Raw genomic sequence first — 17,868 nt, forward strand, 5'->3', positions numbered from 1 at the left:
ACCAAAAAGAGGGGGGCCGGTCACCAGACCGGCCCCCCTTCGCCTGCGTGTCCGCCTAGCCACGCAGGACGGCGCGTACGGCCTCCAGCGCGGCCTCCGGGTTGTCCCAGAACACCATGTGGCCCGCGGCGGGCACCTCCAGCAGCCGCGCGCCGGGGTTCGCGGCGGCCGCCTCCGTCACGCCCTCGGCGGTGACCACGGGGCTGTCGGCGCCGTACACCAGGACCGTGGGAGCGGGCACCGAGGGCCAGAACGTGAAGAAGTCCTCGCTCTCGAACCCCCGGTGCGTCTCGGCGACGGCCACGTCGCCGCAGCTCGCCAGCCAGCGCGCGCGCAGTTCCTGCTCCCGGCGCGGCCAGCGCGGCCACGACGCGGCCACCTCGTCGGCGTCGGTGCCCCGCCGCGCCTGCCCGAGCTGGCCGCGGAACGCCTCCAGCGTCGTCGGGTACGGCCCGCGCCCCGGCCCGCTCATCGGCGGGTCCACCAGCACGGTGCCGCCCAGCGCAACACGGCCCCGGGCGGCGGTCAGGCCCGCGATCCGGGCGCCCATCGAGTGGCCGAGCAGCACCGCGCCGTCCAGCCCGAGCTCGGTGACCACCGCCTCGGTGTCGGCGGCGTAGTCCTCCAGCGTGTACGAGGGCCCGTCGTCGGACAGCCCGCGCCCCCGCACGTCCAGCACGACCGGCCGGACCAGGTCGGTCAGCTCGCGGGCGACGAAGTCCATGGCGATCGCCGGGCTGGTGATGCCGGGCAGCACGAGCACCGGCACCCCGTCGCCGCCGTAGTCGAGGACGTGCAGCCGCAGCGGGCCGGAGCGCACCCAGCGCGAGCGCGCGGGCACGTCGGCCAGGTCGGCGAGGGCCGGTTGGGTCAGGACACGGGTCGGGACATGGGCCGGGACATGGGTCGGGACACGGTCAGACATCGAGGCGCACTCCCGTGGTCAGCTGCCGCAGATGCTCCACGGCCTCCGCGACGCCGATGACGTCGCCGTACTTGGCGTGGATGTCGAACAGGGCCGCGTCGTGCGGGCCGGCCGCGCGGTCGCCGACGCAGTCGCGCGGAACCAGCACCGAGAACCCCGACTGGACCGCGTCCACCGCCGTGGCGCGCACGCAGCCGCTCGTGGTCGCACCGCAGACCAGCACGGTGTCGCGGCCCATCCCGGTCAGGGCCGCCGCGAGGCCGGTGCCGAAGAACGCCGAGGCGCCCTTCTTGACAACCAGCAGGTCCTCGTCGCGGCGGGGCAGCCGCGCGTCGATCGCCACCGCCGGGCTGCCCTCCCGCATGGCCCGCATACCGGGCGCCTTCTGCAACCAGGTCACGATGTCGCCGTCGGCCTCGGCCGGCGTGTAGGCGATCGTGGTGAACACGACGGGCACGCCCGCCGCGCGGCCGTGCTCGATGAGCGTCGCGGTGGCGGCGACGACGTCCGACAGGTCGGCTCCCGACGGGTAGGCGGGGTCGGTGAAGCCGTTGGTGAGGTCCACGACGACGATCACCGGTCGTTCGCCGCGGCGGACCGCGGCGCCGAAGCCGGCGTGGGCGTAGGTGTCGTCGGTGTCCCTGCCGTACATGCCGTCAGCCACGGCGCAACTCCTTGATCAGCTTGGCCTGGAGGCGGACCTTGCAGAGCAGCCAGCCCTGCACCAGCCCGGCCACGAAGGCGGCGGCGACCGGCGCGTACTTGACCACGCCCGGCGGCAGCAGCATCGCGAGGCCGTCCAGCTCCTGGGCGGCGGGCCGGGCGGGGAGCCCCGCGGGCGCGGCCGGCGAGGGCGCTGCCGGGGACGCGGCAGAGGCAGTGACGCCGCCGGAGTCGATGAGGGCGGCGAGGTTCGCGGCGAACTGCTGCAGCAGCCTGCCGGACACGGTCGCGATGGCGCCCTTGCCGAACTGCACGATCTTCCCGCGGATCAGCAGATCGGTCCGGACCCGCAGCAGCGACCCGGCCGGCGCCTCCTCGACGGTGAGAACGACCTCGGCCTCGGCGTCGCCGCCGCCGTGCGTGTCGGCGCCGCGCCCCTGCAGCCGCAGCAGCCGCCGTTCGGCGTCCACCTCCAGGAAGCGGACGGTCCCGGTGTACGCGGCGGTGATGGGGCCGACCTTGACCGTGACCCCGCCCCGGTAGGCGTCGCCGTCGCGGCCGTCGAGCGCGGCGCCGGGCAGGCACGTCACGACCCGTTCCACGTCACTGATCAGCGCGAACACCTCGTCGGGCGAGGCGGGCACGGTGATCTCGTTGTCCAGGATCATCGTGCCTCTCCCTGTGCCTCGCGCCGCCCGCGGGCGCACTGCTCGATCGCGTCGACGATGCTCTGGTAGCCGGTGCACCGGCACAGGTTCGAGGACACCACCTCGCGGATCTCCTCTCGTGTCGCGTCGGGACGCTCGGCGAGGAACCCCTCGGCGAGCATCAGGAACCCGGGCGTGCAGAAACCGCACTGCAGCCCATGGCAGGCGGAGAACGCCCGCTGCAGGTCGTTCAGCTCGCCGCCGTGCGACAGCGACTCGACCGTGCGGATCTCCCGACCCTCGGCCTGCGCGGCGAAGATCAGGCAGGCGCGCACCGGGGCGCCGTCGAGCAGCACCGTGCAGGCGCCGCAGACGCCGTGCTCGCAGCCGACGTGCGTGCCGGTCAGACCGACGTGGTGGCGCAGCACGTCCACCAGCGTGTAGCGCGACTCGATCACCAGGTCGTCGTGGCGCCGGCCGTTCACGGTCAGGCTGATCAGCAGTTTCTCGGTCATGGGCACGCTCCGATCGCCCGTTGCACCGTCTCGGGCCTGATGGGGGTGTCGTCCAGCTCCACCCCGGTGGGCAGCAGGGCGTTGTTCACGGCGTTGAGCACCGCCGCCGGGGCGCCGATGGTGCCGCCCTCGCCGGCGCCCTTCGCGCCGCTCTCGGTGAACGCGCACGGCGTCTCCAGGTGGTGGATCTCGATGTCCGGTATCTCGTGGGCGGTCGGCATCTTGTAGTCGATGAACGACGCGCACGCCGGCTCGCCCTGGGCGTCGTAGGTGACCTGCTCGAACAGCGCCCCGGCGATGCCCTGCGCGATGCCGCCGCGGCACTGGCCCTCGACGACCTGCGGGTTGATGGCCACCCCGCAGTCCTCCACGCAGACGTAGCGCAGGATCTCCACCTGGCCTGTGCCGGGGTGCAGCTCCACGACCACGCCGTGCGCGGCGTTGGAGAAGGTGCCGTCACCGTGCACGTCGAACGACGCGCTCGCGGTCAGGCCCGGCTCGGCGTCCTTCGGCAGCAGGTGCGCCTTCAGGTAGGCCACGTCGGCCAGCTCGCGGTAGGACACGGCACGGCCGTGGTCGTCACGCCGCCGTACGGACCCGTCGTGCAGCTCGACGTTGTCGTCGGTGGTGTCCAGCAGGTGCGCGGCCAGGCGCAGCAGCCGCGCGCCGAGCGCACTCGCCGCGCGGGCGACGGCGCTGCCGCCGATGGTGGCCGACCGGCTGGCGAACGTCCCGAACCCGTACGGGATCCGGTCGGTGTCGCCCTGATGGATCTTGACCTGGGCGATGTCCAGCCCCAGCCGGTCGGCGACGATCTGGGCCAGCGTGGTCTCGTGGCTCTGCCCGTGGCTCATCGTCCCGGTCGTCACGGTCACGGTGCCGGACAGGTCCATCCGCGCCTCTGCCAGGTCGAAGCCGGGCACCACGGCCATCTTGCGCTTGGCGAACGCGGTGGAGCCGTAGCCGGTGCGCTCGCTGAAGCAGGAGTAGCCGATGCCCACGTAGCGGCCCTCGGCGGCGGCCGCCTCCCGGCGCTCGTACCAGCCCTCGTCGCGCAGCAGCCGCTCGCACCAGTTCAGCGACTCCAGGTAGGAGCCCGGGTCGTAGGTGACGTCGTTGACCCCGGTGTAGGGGAACTCGACGATCAGGTTGCGCCGCCGGACCTCCACCGGGTCCAGGTCCAGCTCGCGGGCGGCCCGTTCCATCAGCCGCTCCATGACCATGACGATCTGCGGCCTGCTCACCCCCCGGTAGGGCGCGGACGGCGCCTTGTTGGTGGCGACGGCCCGGGCGCGCACCCGGTAGGCGGGGACCCGGTAGACGCCGGGCAGCTCCGCCGAGGCCATCAGCGGCTCGATCCCGGCCGTGAACGGATAGCACGAGTAGGCGCCCATGTCGCACACGATGTCGGCGTCGAGCGCCAGGATCCTGCCGTCCCGGTCGAACGCGGCCCGCACGTCGTAGTGCTGCTCGCGGGCCAGGAACGACGCGGTGAGCGCGTCGCGGCGGTCCTCGATCCACTTGACCGGGCGGCGCAGCCGCAGGGCCGCCGCCGCGGCGGCGATCTCCTCGCGGCCGACGACGCACTTCAGCCCGAAGCCGCCGCCCATGTCGGGCACGATCACGCGCACGGTCCGCTCGTCCAGGCCGAGGCACTCGGCCAGCGACGTGCGGACCAGGTGCGGCACCTGGGTGCAGGTGTGCACGACGAGCTGCTCCTCGCGCGGGTCCCAGCTCGTGACCGCGCCCCGGGTCTCCAGCGGCAGCGCGTTCTGCCGGGCGGTGTTCGCCCGCACGCGCACCACCTCGTGCGCCCCGGCGAAGACGGCGTCGATGCCCTCGGTCGCGAACATCGACACGTCCACCAGCGTGTTGGCCGGGGCGGCGGCGTGCAGCAGCGGCGCGCCGGGGGCGAGCGCCTGCTCGGCGGAGACCACCGGCCGGTCGGCCTCGTAGGTCACCCGGGCCGCCTCCACGCCGTCCTCCACGGCGTAGGGATTGTCGGCGAGCACGATCGCGATCGGCTCGCCGACGTAGCGCACCCGGTCGCGGGCCAGCACCGGCATCGCCGTCGGCACGAACTCCGACGGCGGCCGGTCGAGGACCGCCGTGATGTCGCCCAGCTCCAGGTCGTCGGCGGTGAACGCCGCCACCACACCCGGCACGGCCAGCGTCGCCGACAGATCGACACCGGTCACGGCGCCGTGGGCGACCGTGCTGCGGACGAACTGCGCGTGCAGCGTGCCGGGCAGATGGATGTCGTCGACGTACCTCCCGCTGCCGCTCAGCAGCCGCGGGTCCTCCCGCCGGGCGGCCGACCTTCCGACCCAGCTCATCGTGTCATCGCCTCCTCGCAGGCGCGTACGAGCAGGGTCCGGGTGAGAACCCTGCGATAGGCGGAGCTGCCGTTGCCGTCGGACGGCGGGTCGATGGCCGCCGCGGCGGCTGCGGCGCACTCGGCGAACGTCCCGCCGCCCGCCAGCACCGCCTCGGCCTCCGGCACCCGCAGCGGCGCGGGGCCGACGCCGCCGAGCACGACGCGGTGGGCGTCGAGATCGACGGCGGCGGCCACGGTGGCGAAGTCGCCCCGCCGCTCGGCGTGCTCGGTGAGCACGGCACGCGGCGCGGGACGCGGGAACACCACCTCGACGATCAGCTCCTCCGGCGCGAGCGTCGTCGAGTAGAAGCCGAGGAACAGCTCCTCGGCGGGGACGCGGCGGCGCCCGCCCGCGCCCTGGACGACCACCTCGGCACCCAGCAGCAGCGCGAGCATGCACCACTCGGCGGTGGCGTCGCCGTGCGCGAGGCTGCCGCCGACCGTGCCGCGGGTGCGGATGGGCAGGTGCCCGACCCACTCCATCGCCTCCCGCAGCACGGCGAAACCGGGTCCGAGCGGCGCCCGCTCCACCTCGTGGTGCGTGGTGAGCGCCCCCACGCGCAGCGCGCCGTCCTCCTCCCGGAGGTAGGCCAGTTCGCCGCGCAGCCCGGTCAGGTCGACCAGGTGCGCCGGCCGGGCGAGGCGGAAGTTCATCATGGCGACCAGGCTCTGGCCGCCCGCGATGTACTTGGCGTCCTCGCCCAGCTCCGCCAGCAGGGAGATCGCACCGGCGACGTCCCGGGCGCGGTGGTAGGTGAACGGCGCGGGCTTCATCACGTCCTCACGGCCACCGTGTCGCCGGACGGATCGGTGATGCGGTCCAGTGGCCGGCCCTTCGTCTCCGGAGCGGCGACCGCCATCCACAGGACGACGGCGAGCACCACGGCTCCCAGGACGACGAACGTCATGGTGAGCCCCAGCATCGGCCAGAGCAGGCCGCCGAAGATGAGCGGGATGAAGCCGGAGGTCACCCGGCTGGCCGAGGAGGCCCAGCCGAAGCCGCTGGCCCTGATCCGGGTCGGGTACAGCTCGGCGACGTAGGCGTACAGGATGGGGATCGTGAGCTGGACGACGAAGCCGAAGATGCCCAGCCACAGCAGCGCCGCCGACTTGACGTCGAGGAACATCGCGAAGCCCACCAGGGCCGCGGCGCTCACGGGCGCCGACACGCCGATCGCCCACTTGCGACCGACCGCCTCGATCAGCCAGGCGGAGACGAGCACGCCGACGATGCCGACCGCGGTCATGAGCGTGGTCTTGGCGAAGGCGGCGTAGTCGCCGTGGCCCTCGGCGATGAGGATCGACGGCATCCAGCTCAGCGCCACGTAGTACATCGTCATGATCGTGATGAACAGCAGCCAGGCGGCGGAGGTCACCCGCGGGCTGAACGCCCAGACCAGGCGGAGCTGGCTGAGCGCCGCCCGAAGGCCGCGCGACCCGTTCTCCTCGACGGGTGGCTCGATGACGTACGGCTCGCGGGCCGCGCCGGTGCGGGCCACCAGGTCGTCGATGATGTGACGGGCTTCCTGCTCGCGGCCGGCCTTGGCCAGGTAGATCGGCGACTCGGGGATGCCGCGGCGTACCCAGAACAGCAGCAGGGCGGGCAGGATCATGACGGCGAGCATCCACCGCCAGTTGCCCGGCAGCGGCTGGAGCAGGGTGGCGGCAACGCCGCTCAGCGTCGCGCCGATGGGCCACCAGACGTCCATGGCGGCGAGGATCTTGCCGCGCAACCTGCTGGGGGAGAACTCGCCGACCAGCGCGTAGTCGACGGGGATGCAGCCGCCCAGGCCGACGCCGGCCAGGAACCTGAAGATCAGGAAGATCGCGTAGTTGGGGGCGAGCGCGCCCACGACGGAGAAGAGCGCGAAGATGAGCAGTGTCAGGCTGAATGCCTTCTTGCGGCCGAGCCGGTCGGCGATGGTGCCCCAGGCGACGGCGCCGACGGCCATGCCGATGAGGTTGGCGGTCGCGACCAGGCCGCGCTCGCCGACCGACAGGCCGAACTCCTTGCCCAGCAGGGGAGTGAGGAAGCCGTTCAGGGCGACGTCCCAGGCGTCGAACATGTAGCCGAGGCCGCCGATGATGAAGATCTTGCCCTGGACGCGCCACTTCCACGGCAGGTCCTGAACGATCTGGTCTCCTGTTTTCATGGTTCCACCCGGATGTGAGGTGTCGATGGAGACGGGAGCGCGATAGGGGGGCGCGTCCCCGGGGGTGGCCGGGCCGGACTCGTGCCGGGCCGGTCTAGTTGTGGAACTGGTAGGAGAAGGTCTCCTCGTCGGGGTCGTTCAGCGGACTGCCGCTCCACAACCACCGGTACGAAACGTCGGACTCGCCGTCGAATCGCTTCAGTTTGCTGTCACGGGCCTGCTGCTCGGGCCCGTCAGGCAGGTGATACAGACTCATGTTGCGCCAGGCCGCGTCCTGGACCATCCCGGCGTGCTTGGCACGACGCGACACGTACCGCATGAGCGCCGCACGCACCTCCTCGACCGGGACGGCGCCGAGCTCCTCAGCGAGCACGGCCGCGTCCTCCATCGCCTGCGAGGCACCTTGTGCCTGGTAAGGCAACATAGCGTGGCACGCGTCACCCAGCAGGGCCACGTGCCCGTCCACCCACACCGGGTCACGGCGGCGGTGGTACATGGCCCATGCCGAGATGTCACCCTCGGCCTTGGACAGCATCAGGGCGACCCGCTCGTCCCAGCCGGGAAAGGCGTCGGCCAGCTCGTCCACGGTGACGGGAACGGTCCACCGCTCCTCGACCTCGGGCGTGCACGGCACGATCGCGACGACGTTGAGCCACTCGCCGCCGCGGATCATGTAGTGCACCAGGTGCCGGTCGGGGCCGTACCAGATGGTGCTCTGGAAGCGGTCCACCAGCCAGCGGGTCGCCGGATCGGCGGCGATCTTGTCTCCGGGGATGAGGACGCGGTAGGCCATCTCTCCGGAGAACTGCAGGGTGTCGGGCAGGCCGAGCGCGTCGCGCACGCTGGAACGGATGCCGTCGGCGCCGACCAGCACGTCGGTCTCGAACCGCCGGCCGTCGTCGGTGACCGCGGTGGGCCGGGCGGGGTTCGTCCGGTCCACGGCCGTGACCTTGACGCCGGTGCGGACCTCCACAACGGGGCCGGGCCCATCGCCCGCCACGCAGGCATCGAGCAGCACCTTGTGCAGGTCGGCGCGGTGGTAGTGCCAGTAGGGGGCGTTGTACTCCTGCTTGCAGTAGTCGCCCAGCGGGGTCAGGCCGATGACGCTGCCGTCCTGCCAGCGCCGGCGCACCTGGTCCAGCGGTTCGGTGCGGATCTTCTCCAGTTCGGCGCGCAGGCCCAGACCGAGCAGGACCCGGCTGGCGTTCGGCGCGGTCTGGATGCCCGCTCCGACCTCGCCCAGCTTGGGCGCCTGCTCCAGCACCGTGACCCGCAGGCCGCGCTGCCGCAGCGACAGCGCGGCGGTCAGCCCGCCGAGGCCACCGCCGACGATCGTGACGTGGTACGACTGACTCGCCCGGCTCGCCGCCAATGCTCCTCCAACTCTCGTGTTCGGACTCGTTAGGGGATCGTGAACGTGGAGCCGGGCATGCGAAGCAAAGCCGTCCACCAGTGCGGCGGAACCCCGGAGGGTGTGCCCGGCGAAATTAATCCGAACACGGACGATCCGGAAAAAGCAAGAGGTGAGCGAGGATGTAACCCCAGTGAAACGACGAACGGTCGCCCCCGGACCCGCCTCAGCGAGCCACCCGCAGGGGAGTGCGCGAGGACGAACGGACGTGCCACGGCGGCGTCACTCGTCGCCCATGAGCCCTTCCCACTGGGCGGCCAGCGCCGTCATCTCGCGCAGCACGCGCTCGCGCTCGGCCGGTGAGTAGCCCTTCAGCAACTGCTCGTCGAGTTCCCGGGCGCGCTTGTTGACCTCGGCCAGCCGCCGGGACCCCTCCTCGGTCAGGTGCAGCAGCTTGCGCCGGCCGTCGTGCAGCGCCGTGTGCCGGACGATCAGCCCGTTGTCCTCCAGCCGGCGGACGATGTCGGCCATCGTGGACCGGTCGAGCGCCACCGACGAGGCCAACGAGCCCTGGTCGACGCCCGGATGGTGGTCGACGGCGGTGAGCACCGCGAACTGCGGGCCTGTCAGGACGGGATCGACCGTGCGCGTCCACAGGGCCACGTACGACTGGTAGAGCCGCCGGGCCACGTAGCCGGGCGCCGCGAGGAGTGCCTGAGGGGTGGCGATCGCCTCGCCGCGGCTTCCTCCCCGTCGTGCCGCCGGCTTGTCCGCTTCTCGCGCCATGGGTCTACCTAATCATGAACCCGCCATGCCACCGTGAGCGGGCCGCATCGCCGGGATCCGCCGCGTGGCCGGGGTTTCCGGTCAGGGGTGAGCGCAGGGGCGGTGGGGTCGTACGGTCCGGAAAAGCCCACAAAGCCGGACCGGCGCGGCGCGTCAACCAAGCGGCGGTCGGAAAAGATTGAGAAAATCGCCTACTGTGACGGCGATTCTCGACCAGCTCCGGGCAGCCCCCCGCTCGGTTCTCGGCAAGCTCCCCGGGGTGTCGGACGACGACGAGTCCCGGCGGCCGCTGCCTGTGTCGGGGATGCTGGCCGCCGCCTGCACACTTGGCGTCGGGCTGGCCGCCCTCACCACGCTCACCCTGGTCGGCTGGATCGCGGCGCCCAACGGCACGCTGGGCGCCGGGCTGCCCGGGGTGTTCCGTACGGCGGCGCAGGCCTGGCTGGCCGCCCACCACGCGGGCTTCGCGATCCCCGGCGGCCGGGTCGGGCTGCTGCCCCTCGGCCTGATCATCCTGCCCGCGCTGCTGCTGTACCGCGCCGCCCGCTGGATGGCCCGCGACGCCGACCTGCGGCTGCGGCTGCCCGCCCGGCTGCCGAAGAACAGCCCGCGCGAGCAGGCCAACGCCCGCCGCCGGGCGCAGCTCGTGCTGGTGGCGCAGGCAGGGGTCTCGCTGGCTGCGCCGTACGCGCTGCTGGCCGGGCTGATCGCGGTCGTGGCCCGCAACGACATCACCCAGCCGTTCATCGGCGACGCCCTGCTGAGTCACTTCACGCTCGCCTTCCTGGCGGGCTCGCTGGCCACCGCACGCACGATCGGGCCGTGGCGGGCGATGCTGCGGCTGCTGCCCGAACGGGTGCGCGCGCTGACCCTCGGCACCGCCGTGGCCACGGCGGTGCTGCTGGCGGCCGGGCTGCTGCTCGTGGTCGTGGCGGTCGGGCTCAACTTCGGGCAGGTGCGCGAGCTGTCCGGGGTGCTGTCGCCCGGGTTCGTGGGCGGGTTGCTGCTCCTGCTCCTGCAACTGCTCTACCTGCTCAACGTGGTCATCTGGGCGCTGTCCTACGTCGCCGGGCCGGGGTTCGCCATCGGCACCGGGACCCTCGTGGCGCCCACGGGCGTGCAGCTCGGCACGGTGCCGAGCCTGCCGCTGCTCGGCGCGCTGCCCGACAGCGGTCCCGTGCCAGGCTGGATGATGGCCGTGGTCGCGCTGCCGTTCGCGGCGGGGGCGGTGGCGGGCGTGGTGGTCGCCAGGGTCTCGCCGTCACCCTCGTACGAGGCCGCGCCGCTGTGGGGCTTCTTCACCGGCGTCACCACCGGGCTCGTGGCGGGCCTGCTGGCGGCCCTGTCGGGCGGCCCGATCGGCGGCGGGCGGCTGGCGGCCGTCGGTCCGTCGCCGTGGCAGGTGGCCGTGTCGGTCGCGCTGGAGGTGGGGGTCGCAGCGGGCATCTCGGCCGGGGTGACCAACCTGCTGCTGCTCAACCGGCGGGCTCGCGCGCCGCTCGACAAGGCCGCGGCGCCCGTGCGCAAGGCCGGGGCGGCCATCGCCCGGGCCGCGAGCAAGGTGGGCCTGGCCGAGGCCGACGCCCGCCCGCTGCCGGGCCACTGGATGGACGCGACCGAGGCCGACACCCAGCCCATCCCGGTCATCCGCGACGACTGGCAGGACGAGCACGCCTCGGCCGAGGCCGAGACGCGCGCCCAGGCGCGGCCTCTCCCAGCCGCCGACGGGCGCGACGGGCGCGGCGGGCCGCGCAGGGACATCGTGGACGAGTCGGACGATCGCGGCGGGCACGTCATCTATCTGGACCCGTACGCCTGGGACCGCGACTGACGGCCCGACCGACAGCGCGTGACGGGCGGCCGTGACGGACAGCCGCGACGGGCGGGCGTGACGGACAGCCGTGACGGGCGGGCGTGACGGGCGGGCGCGACGGGCGGGCGTGACGGACAGCCGTGACGGGCGGGCGCGGCTGATGGGCACGGCCGGCGGGCCGCGGGGTTACGGCTGGACGGTGCCCAGCATCTCCAGCACGTCCGGGGGCAGCTTCTGCTGCGCCGCGTCCCTGAACTGGGTGAAGCACTCGCCCTGCGAGGTGACCGTGCCGGCCGACTTCATGCACTCCTGGTAGGCGGAGTATTCGTCCATCAGGTAGAACTGCATCGCCGTGGCGCCGCCCGACAGCGCCAGCGCGATCGCCGAGACGGCGATGCCGCCCACGGCCGTGCCGGTCGGCCTGCCCACGCTCTTGAGCTGCGGCAGCGCGCGGATGCCGGCCATGAGGGCGAACAGCGCCATCACCAGCCCGGCGAACGGCAGCATGAACGTCATGGCCAGCGCTGCGATGGACAACCAGATCGCGCGGCGGCCCGCGGAATCCGCGGGCTGCTGGCCCGCCGGCGCCTGCACCGGTGTCGACACCTGACCTCCTCTGCGTGCCCGGGTGAGGAGCGGATACGCTGGCAGCCCCACCCCGGTTCTCCCATTGGAGTGATGCGTGTCTAAGGCTGGGCGGCTCGTCGTCCTCGTTTCCGGCTCTGGAACCAACCTACAGGCCCTCCTGGACGCTTCCGCCGACCCGTCGTACGGGGCCCGCGTGGTCGCCGTCGGCGCGGACCGGGAGGGGATCGCGGGGCTGGACAGGGCGGAGAAGGCCAATGTGCCGACATTCGTCGAGAAATTGGCCGATCACCCATCGCGGGCGGACTGGGACGCCGCCGTCGCGGCCCGGATCGCCTCGTACGAGCCCGATCTCGTGGTCGCGGCGGGATTCATGAAGATCCTGGGGGAGCCGACGATCGGTGCCTTCCCGGTGGTCAACACCCATCCCGCGCTGCTGCCGTCCTTCCCCGGCGCCCACGGCGTGCGCGACGCGCTCGCCCACGGGGTCAAGGTGACGGGCTGCACGGTGATGCTGGCCGACTCGGGCGTCGACACCGGGCCGATCATCGCTCAGGAGGCGGTCGCCGTCCTCCCTGACGACGACGAGGCGTCCCTGCACGAGCGCATCAAGACCGTCGAGCGCGACCTGCTCGTCGAGATCGTCGGCCGGATGGTCCGCGAGGGCTGGACGGTCAGCGGACGCGTCGTCCGCATCGGGAACCAAACAGGAGGGGAATCCAAGTGACTCGCATCGCCATCCGGCGCGCGCTGATCGCGGTGTACGACAAGTCCGGGCTGGAGGAGCTGGCCAGGGCGCTCGACTCGGCCGGCGTGGAGATCGTGTCGACCGGCGGCACCGCGGCCGCCATCGCCTCCTACGGCGTCCCGGTGACGAAGGTCGAGCAGCTCACCGGGTTCCCCGAGTGCCTGGACGGCCGGGTCAAGACCCTGCACCCGCGCGTGCACGCCGGGCTGCTGGCCGACCTGACCAAGCCCCACCACGTGGCGCAGCTCGACGAGCTGGAGATCGACCCGTTCCAGCTCGTGGTCGTCAACCTCTACCCGTTCGCCGAGACGGTCGCCTCGGGCGCGTCGCCGGAGGAGTGCGTCGAGCAGATCGACATCGGCGGCCCGGCGATGATCCGCGGCGCGGCCAAGAACCACAGCACCTGCGCCGTCGTCGTCGACCCCGCCGCCTACGGCGACGTGCTGGACGCCCTGAACGAGGGCGGCTTCACCCTGGCCGAGCGCAAGCGGCTGGCGGGCCTCGCCTACGCCCACACGGCTTCCTACGACGTGGCGGTCGCCTCCTGGTTCGCCAGCGCGTACGAGCCCGACGGCGAGTGGCCGGCGTTCATGGGGGCCACCTGGGAGCGCAAGGCGACCCTGCGCTACGGCGAGAACCCGCACCAGGCCGCCGCCCTCTACGCCGGCGGCTCGGGCGGCTCGGGCGGCTCGGGCGGCTCGGGTGGCCTCGCCGAGGCCGAGCAGCTGCACGGCAAGGAGATGTCCTACAACAACTACCTCGACGCCGACGCCGCCTGGCGGGCCGCCTGGGACTTCACCGACCCGTGCGTGGCGATCATCAAGCACCAGAACCCGTGCGGCATCGCCGTCGGCGCCGACGTGGCCGAGGCGCACCGCAAGGCCCACGCCTGCGACCCGGTGTCGGCGTACGGCGGGGTGATCGCGGTCAACGGGCCGGTCACGGCCGAGCTGGCCGGGCAGATCGCCGAGGTGTTCACCGAGGTCGTGGTGGCGCCGTCGTTCGAGCCCGAGGCGCTGGCCGTGCTGACGAAGAAGAAGAACATCCGGCTGCTGGTCTGCCCCGAGGGGCCGGCCAACGCGTCGGAGTTCCGCCGGATCGACGGCGGGCTGCTCCTGCAGCAGGCCGACCGGGTCGACGCGCCCGGCGACGCGCCGGAGCAGTGGGAGCTCAAGGCCGGCGAGCCCGCGAGCCCCGAGGTGCTGGCGGACCTGGCGTTCGCCTGGCGGGCCGGCCGCTCGGTCAAGTCCAACGCCATCCTGCTGGCCTCCGGCGGGGCGACCGTGGGCGTCGGCATGGGCCAGGTCAACCGGGTCGACTCCTGCCGCCTGGCGGTCAGCCGCGCGGGCGAGCGGGCCGCCGGGTCGGTGGGTGCCTCCGACGCGTTCTTCCCGTTCGCCGACGGGCTGGAGGTGCTGATCGAGGCCGGGGTCAAGGCCGTGGTGGAGCCCGGCGGGTCCGTACGCGACCAGGAGGTCATCGACGCGGCGGAGAAGGCCGGCATCACGCTGTACTTCACCGGCACGCGCCACTTCTTCCACTGACCGGCCGTCCGCGGCGGAGGAGTCCACGGTCGCGGGACTCCTCCGCCGCGGCGTCCACCGAGGTGGGATCCTCGGCGGCGGCGTCCATCGGGGTGGGGTCCTCGGCGGCGGCGTCCACAGGGGCGGGACTCGGCCGGCGAGTTTTCCACAAAGCCGGCCGAACGGCGGCGAGCATCGGCGAGGTCCGGTTACCCTATGGGCCTCGCCGTCTGTTTCTGCCCTCGGAGTCCCCTTATGGTGCTGCTCGACACGATCCTGTACGCCTTCGTGACCGTGAACGGGTTCGCCATGAGCCCGGTCATGCTCGTGGTGCTCGCGTTCCTGGGCGCCTACCTGGGCGTGCGGGCCGTTGAGACGATCCCCTTCACCCGCAGGATCATCGAGCGGCGCGAGGCTCAGGCCGCCGCGGCCGAGTCCGAATAGTCCCAGGCCAGCTTGGCGGCCCCCGCCAGGCCCGCCCGTACACCGAGCACGGTCGGCTGCACGTCCACCGACCTGACGAACGCGAGCCCCGCCACGTCGTCCAGAGCCCGCTCCAGCGGCTCGAAGAGCACCGGACCGGCCCCCGATACGCCCCCGCCGATGACGACCCTGGTCACCTCGGCGGCCGCGGCGGCGGAGGCGATCATCCCGGCCAGCGCCCTGGCGGCACGCTCGTAGGCCGCCACCGCGACCGGCTCGCCGTCGGCGGCGTCCCTGGCCAGGTTCCGGGCGTCGGCCGGCTCGCCCTCCGGGGCCTTCCAGCCGTTGTCCAGCGCCCAGCGGGCCAGGTTGGGGCCGCTGGCGTAGCGTTCGACGCAGCCGCGCCCGCCGCACTCGCATCGCTCGCCGTACGGGTCGACGGTCATGTGGCCGACGTGCCCGGCGTTGCCGGTCGGGCCGAGCAGCGGCACGCCGTCGATGACCAGGCCGCCGCCGATGCCGGTCGAGACCACGATGCCGAGCAGCGCCGAGCTGCCCCGGCCCGAGCCCAGCCAGTGCTCGCCCAGTGCGAAGCACTGCGCGTCACCCGCGAGCACGGTCGGCAACCCGGTCAGCTCCCGCACCTCGTCACGGAGCGGGAAGTCACGCCAGCTCGGCATGTTCACGGGACTGACGGTGCCGGCCGCCAGGTTCAGCGGGCCGGCGCAGCCGATGCCCACCGCCTGCGGCCGCTCGCCGCCGGCGCACACCTCGTCCATGAGGGAGGCCAGGGCGGCCATGACGTCCGTGCGCGGCGTCGGCCGGATGGCCGAGCCCGAAACGGAACCATCCTCGCCCACCAGTGCGGCGGCGAGCTTGGTTCCCCCGATGTCGATGGCGAGGACGGAGCTCATCGACGCTCCCACAGGGTCTCGGGCAAGGGGGCTCCTCGGTGAACGGTGGGCTGGCGACCGTCACTTTATGTCCTTCTACGCCCGATGACAACGATGTCACCGAGGGGCAGGAGGCCGCGTACGGCAGCTCGGGAAGGCCGTGGAAGGATGGGGCGACATGAGCGCAGTGAAACTCGACGGCAAGGCCACGGCCGCCAAGATCAAGGCAGACCTCGCGGCCCGGGTGGCCGCGCTCAAGACCCGCGGCGTCACGCCCGGCCTGGGCACCGTCCTCGTCGGAGACGACCCCGGCAGCCAGATCTACGTCGCCGGCAAGCACCGTGACTGCGCCGAGGTCGGCATCGCCTCCATCCGCGTCGACCTGCCGGCGACCGCCACACAGGCCGAGGTCGAGGCCGCCGTCGACGAGCTCAACGCCTCACCCGAGTGCACCGGCTACATCGTGCAGCTCCCGCTGCCGCGCCACCTCGACACGATGGCGCTGATCGAGCGGATGGACCCGGCCAAGGACGCCGACGGCCTGCACCCGGTCAACCTCGGCCGGCTCGTCCACATGGTCGACGCGCCGCTGCCCTGCACCCCCCACGGCATCGTGCTGCTCCTGCAGGAGTACGGGGTGCCCGTCAAGGGCGCGGAGGTCGCCGTGGTCGGCCGCGGCATCACCGTGGGCCGCTCCCTCGGCCTGCTGCTCACCCGCCGCAGCGAGAACGCCACCGTGACCCTCTGCCACACCGGCACCCAGGACCTGGCCGGCCACGTCCGCCGGGCCGACATCGTGGTGGCCGCCGCCGGCGTGCCCGGCCTCATCACCCGCGACATGGTCAAGCCCGGCGCGGCCGTCCTCGACGTGGGCGTCTCCCGCGTCGACGGCAAGATCGCCGGCGACGTGGCGGCCGACGTGGCCGAGGTGGCGGGCTTCCTGACCCCCAACCCGGGCGGTGTCGGCCCCATGACCCGCGCCCTGCTCCTGTCCAACGTCGTGGAAGCCGCCGAGCGCCTGTAGCGGCGAAGGCCGCCGCCCTCCGGCCCCCGCGCCCCCCGAGCGCCGGCCGGAGGCGCGGATGGGACCGCTCTCCCCTGCCCGAACGGCCGGGACCGGCACCCGTCCGCGAGAGCCCCAGGACCTTGCCGCCACCTGACTCCGCAGGAGGCAGATCATGAGCACGGCCGCCTTCCGTCCCGTGCACGACGGGCGTTCCGGCTGATGGACCGGCCGGTGTGGTTGCTCGACGTGGACGGAGTGATCAACGCGGCCCGGCCCGGCTGGGGAGGTGCGCCGCGCACCGGTACCGCCTACTCCGCCGGCGACGTGTACCGGATGCGCTGGGCGCCCGCCCTGGTCGACCGCATCCGCTCCCTGCACCACGCGGGTCGCGTCGAGATCCGGTGGTGCAGCACCTGGTGCCCTGACGCCGACCAGGTGGAACGGCTGTTCGGGCTGCCCCGACTGGGTCGTGCCTGGTCGGAACACTTGACAGGCACGGCCGCGGCGACGGCCAAGCTCGCCGCGGCCCGCCAGGTTCTGGCCCAGGGCCGCAGGCTCGTCTGGACCGACGACGTCGAGGTGCCGACCCAGGGGCCGGGGCACGAGGAACTGACCATGTCCGGCCGCGCCCTGTTGATCGCACCGTCCCCGCGCCGTGGTTTGCAGCCCGACCACATGGATGCTGTTGAGGACTTCGTCGCCGCTCCGGCGGCCGGAGACCGCGGCCTCGCCACAAGCTCCACCTCAGGTGCAACCTCCCCGGACGACGCCCTCCGTGTCGCCCGGCGTCTTCTCGGTGGCGACATCGCGCCAGCGCCGTGACGACACGCTGCGCGTGAACCAGCCGCCGAGCACCTCGTGCGACCCCCGATGATCGCTCCAGTGGGGCGAAGGGCGTGGGTCATGGTGGGTCGTGCTTGGGGGAGGGTGTTTCGGCGGGTCGTTCGCGCACAGCGGTGGGCGTGCGGTCTGGAGGAGGCCGCTTGCCCATGGGGCGAGGTTGCCTGCTGGTGGGGCGGTCAGGTGCGGCGGGAGCGCATGGCTTTGAGGATCTTCACGCCCGGCTCGTCACCGGTGACGAGCCGTTCGTACTCCGCCGACCCCGCCGGGCACAGGCTCACCCGGCCCGCCTCGTCGAAGAGCAGGCCCCAGCCGTACTTCTTCGGCAGCGGGGACGCCCGCAGACAGGCCTGCGGTCTGGCGAAGAACTCCGCGCGGAGCCGCGCCCGGTCGGCCTCCGAGGGCTCCGGCTGTTCCTGGCGGCGCAGCCACGTCTCGAAGAGGACGTCCTCCTGGGTCAGGATGCCCGGGTTGTCGGCGAGCAGTTCGTACTGCACCGTCGCGACCGTCTTCTTGCCGCCCCGCGGGGCCGGGACCACGGCACTGCGGGTGGGGCAGTCGTCGGCGACGGCGATGAGGGCGTCGTAGTAGTTCAGGTCCACGAGGGCATGATGCCCCAT

General features: G+C 72.9%; 18 protein-coding genes. 6 read left to right on the forward strand and 12 right to left on the reverse strand.

Features of this window, described 5'->3' with window-relative positions; genetic code table 11:
• Positions 1-55 precede the first annotated feature (55 nt).
• From FHU36_RS34915 to FHU36_RS34955, 9 genes are all read right to left on the reverse strand, one after another.
• Positions 56-925: an alpha/beta fold hydrolase gene (locus tag FHU36_RS34915; RefSeq protein WP_185088325.1), complete on the reverse strand. Its 870-nt coding sequence runs from the start codon at positions 923-925 to the stop codon at positions 56-58.
• Complete coding sequence (locus FHU36_RS34920; RefSeq protein ID WP_312892046.1) at positions 918-1,589, reverse strand: isochorismatase family protein; 672 nt, start codon at positions 1,587-1,589, stop codon at positions 918-920. The genes FHU36_RS34915 and FHU36_RS34920 overlap by 8 nt, the downstream gene beginning before the upstream one ends.
• The gene (locus FHU36_RS34925; RefSeq protein ID WP_185088326.1) at positions 1,582-2,256 is read right to left on the reverse strand and encodes an SRPBCC family protein; all 675 of its coding nucleotides are present in this window, start codon (positions 2,254-2,256) and stop codon (positions 1,582-1,584) included. Before FHU36_RS34925 ends, FHU36_RS34920 begins: the two co-directional genes overlap by 8 nt.
• Positions 2,253-2,750 carry a (2Fe-2S)-binding protein gene (locus tag FHU36_RS34930; RefSeq protein ID WP_185088327.1) on the reverse strand — a complete coding sequence of 166 codons (498 nt, stop codon included), beginning with the start codon at positions 2,748-2,750 and terminating at the stop codon, positions 2,253-2,255. Before FHU36_RS34930 ends, FHU36_RS34925 begins: the two co-directional genes overlap by 4 nt.
• Positions 2,747-5,086 (reverse strand): xanthine dehydrogenase family protein molybdopterin-binding subunit, encoded by a 2,340-nt coding sequence (locus tag FHU36_RS34935; RefSeq protein WP_185088328.1) that lies wholly within the window; start codon positions 5,084-5,086, stop codon positions 2,747-2,749. The genes FHU36_RS34930 and FHU36_RS34935 overlap by 4 nt, the downstream gene beginning before the upstream one ends.
• Positions 5,083-5,901, reverse strand: coding sequence for an FAD binding domain-containing protein (locus FHU36_RS34940; protein WP_185088898.1), 819 nt, complete (start codon positions 5,899-5,901; stop codon positions 5,083-5,085). The genes FHU36_RS34935 and FHU36_RS34940 overlap by 4 nt, the downstream gene beginning before the upstream one ends.
• Entirely contained in the window at positions 5,901-7,280 is a 1,380-nt protein-coding gene (locus FHU36_RS34945) for an MFS transporter (protein ID WP_185088329.1), read from the reverse strand. Before FHU36_RS34945 ends, FHU36_RS34940 begins: the two co-directional genes overlap by 1 nt.
• 94 nt (positions 7,281-7,374) lie before the next feature.
• On the reverse strand, positions 7,375-8,652 hold the full coding sequence (locus FHU36_RS34950) for an FAD-dependent oxidoreductase (RefSeq protein ID WP_185088330.1): 1,278 nt from the start codon (positions 8,650-8,652) through the stop codon (positions 7,375-7,377).
• Positions 8,653-8,913: 261 nt separating this feature from the next.
• The gene (locus tag FHU36_RS34955) at positions 8,914-9,417 is read right to left on the reverse strand and encodes a MarR family winged helix-turn-helix transcriptional regulator (RefSeq protein ID WP_185088331.1); all 504 of its coding nucleotides are present in this window, start codon (positions 9,415-9,417) and stop codon (positions 8,914-8,916) included.
• A 196-nt stretch (positions 9,418-9,613) separates the two neighbouring features.
• On the opposite strand from FHU36_RS34955, the gene FHU36_RS34960 reads away from it, so the two are divergent.
• Positions 9,614-11,248 (forward strand): cell division protein PerM, encoded by a 1,635-nt coding sequence (locus FHU36_RS34960; protein ID WP_185088332.1) that lies wholly within the window; start codon positions 9,614-9,616, stop codon positions 11,246-11,248.
• Between the two features lie 168 nt (positions 11,249-11,416).
• Here the strand turns inward: FHU36_RS34960 and FHU36_RS34965 are convergent, their stop codons facing one another.
• Entirely contained in the window at positions 11,417-11,836 is a 420-nt protein-coding gene (locus tag FHU36_RS34965) for a hypothetical protein (RefSeq protein ID WP_312892048.1), read from the reverse strand.
• A gap of 76 nt (positions 11,837-11,912) precedes the next feature.
• On the opposite strand from FHU36_RS34965, the gene purN reads away from it, so the two are divergent.
• The 3 genes from purN to FHU36_RS34980 all read left to right on the forward strand — a co-directional run bounded on the left by purN (position 11,913) and on the right by FHU36_RS34980 (position 14,530).
• Positions 11,913-12,542, forward strand: coding sequence for a phosphoribosylglycinamide formyltransferase (gene purN, locus FHU36_RS34970; protein ID WP_185088333.1), 630 nt, complete (start codon positions 11,913-11,915; stop codon positions 12,540-12,542).
• Entirely contained in the window at positions 12,539-14,107 is a 1,569-nt protein-coding gene (gene purH / locus FHU36_RS34975; protein ID WP_185088334.1) for a bifunctional phosphoribosylaminoimidazolecarboxamide formyltransferase/IMP cyclohydrolase, read from the forward strand. The genes purN and purH overlap by 4 nt, the downstream gene beginning before the upstream one ends.
• 234 nt (positions 14,108-14,341) lie before the next feature.
• A complete protein-coding gene (locus FHU36_RS34980; protein WP_185088335.1) occupies positions 14,342-14,530 on the forward strand; it encodes a hypothetical protein in 189 nt (62 codons plus the stop codon).
• On the opposite strand, the gene FHU36_RS34985 is transcribed toward FHU36_RS34980, so the two are convergent.
• Positions 14,503-15,423: an ROK family protein gene (locus FHU36_RS34985; RefSeq protein ID WP_185088336.1), complete on the reverse strand. Its 921-nt coding sequence runs from the start codon at positions 15,421-15,423 to the stop codon at positions 14,503-14,505. The two genes, FHU36_RS34980 and FHU36_RS34985, sit on opposite strands and share 28 nt — an antisense overlap.
• 157 nt (positions 15,424-15,580) lie before the next feature.
• Here FHU36_RS34985 and FHU36_RS34990 point away from each other — a divergent pair, with 157 nt between their 5' ends.
• Together FHU36_RS34990 and FHU36_RS34995 are read left to right on the forward strand one after the other, a co-directional pair.
• On the forward strand, positions 15,581-16,426 hold the full coding sequence (locus FHU36_RS34990) for a bifunctional methylenetetrahydrofolate dehydrogenase/methenyltetrahydrofolate cyclohydrolase (RefSeq protein WP_185088337.1): 846 nt from the start codon (positions 15,581-15,583) through the stop codon (positions 16,424-16,426).
• Between the two features lie 201 nt (positions 16,427-16,627).
• On the forward strand, positions 16,628-17,230 hold the full coding sequence (locus FHU36_RS34995; protein ID WP_185088338.1) for an HAD domain-containing protein: 603 nt from the start codon (positions 16,628-16,630) through the stop codon (positions 17,228-17,230).
• A gap of 197 nt (positions 17,231-17,427) precedes the next feature.
• Here the strand turns inward: FHU36_RS34995 and FHU36_RS35000 are convergent, their stop codons facing one another.
• Positions 17,428-17,850, reverse strand: a complete 423-nt coding sequence (locus tag FHU36_RS35000) for a DUF6157 family protein (protein WP_185088339.1) — start codon at positions 17,848-17,850, stop codon at positions 17,428-17,430.
• Positions 17,851-17,868: the final 18 nt, after the last annotated feature.

Source organism: Nonomuraea muscovyensis (genome assembly GCF_014207745.1).
In the GTDB taxonomy this organism is placed as follows: Bacteria; Actinomycetota; Actinomycetes; order Streptosporangiales; family Streptosporangiaceae; genus Nonomuraea; species Nonomuraea muscovyensis.

Bases quoted from the DNA above. Each gene is read 5' to 3' on its own strand.
- FHU36_RS34995 (WP_185088338.1), top strand. From the start codon at position 16,628: ATGGACCGGCCGGTGTGGTTGCTCGACGTGGACGGAGTGATCAACGCG.
- FHU36_RS34940 (WP_185088898.1), bottom strand. From the start codon at position 5,901: ATGAAGCCCGCGCCGTTCACCTACCACCGCGCCCGGGACGTCGCCGGT.
- FHU36_RS34935 (WP_185088328.1), bottom strand. From the start codon at position 5,086: ATGAGCTGGGTCGGAAGGTCGGCCGCCCGGCGGGAGGACCCGCGGCTG.
- FHU36_RS34925 (WP_185088326.1), bottom strand. From the start codon at position 2,256: ATGATCCTGGACAACGAGATCACCGTGCCCGCCTCGCCCGACGAGGTG.
- FHU36_RS34980 (WP_185088335.1), top strand. From the start codon at position 14,342: ATGGTGCTGCTCGACACGATCCTGTACGCCTTCGTGACCGTGAACGGG.
- FHU36_RS34985 (WP_185088336.1), bottom strand. From the start codon at position 15,423: ATGAGCTCCGTCCTCGCCATCGACATCGGGGGAACCAAGCTCGCCGCC.
- FHU36_RS34930 (WP_185088327.1), bottom strand. From the start codon at position 2,750: ATGACCGAGAAACTGCTGATCAGCCTGACCGTGAACGGCCGGCGCCAC.
- FHU36_RS34915 (WP_185088325.1), bottom strand. From the start codon at position 925: ATGTCTGACCGTGTCCCGACCCATGTCCCGGCCCATGTCCCGACCCGT.
- FHU36_RS34990 (WP_185088337.1), top strand. From the start codon at position 15,581: ATGAGCGCAGTGAAACTCGACGGCAAGGCCACGGCCGCCAAGATCAAG.
- FHU36_RS34945 (WP_185088329.1), bottom strand. From the start codon at position 7,280: ATGAAAACAGGAGACCAGATCGTTCAGGACCTGCCGTGGAAGTGGCGC.
- FHU36_RS34955 (WP_185088331.1), bottom strand. From the start codon at position 9,417: ATGGCGCGAGAAGCGGACAAGCCGGCGGCACGACGGGGAGGAAGCCGC.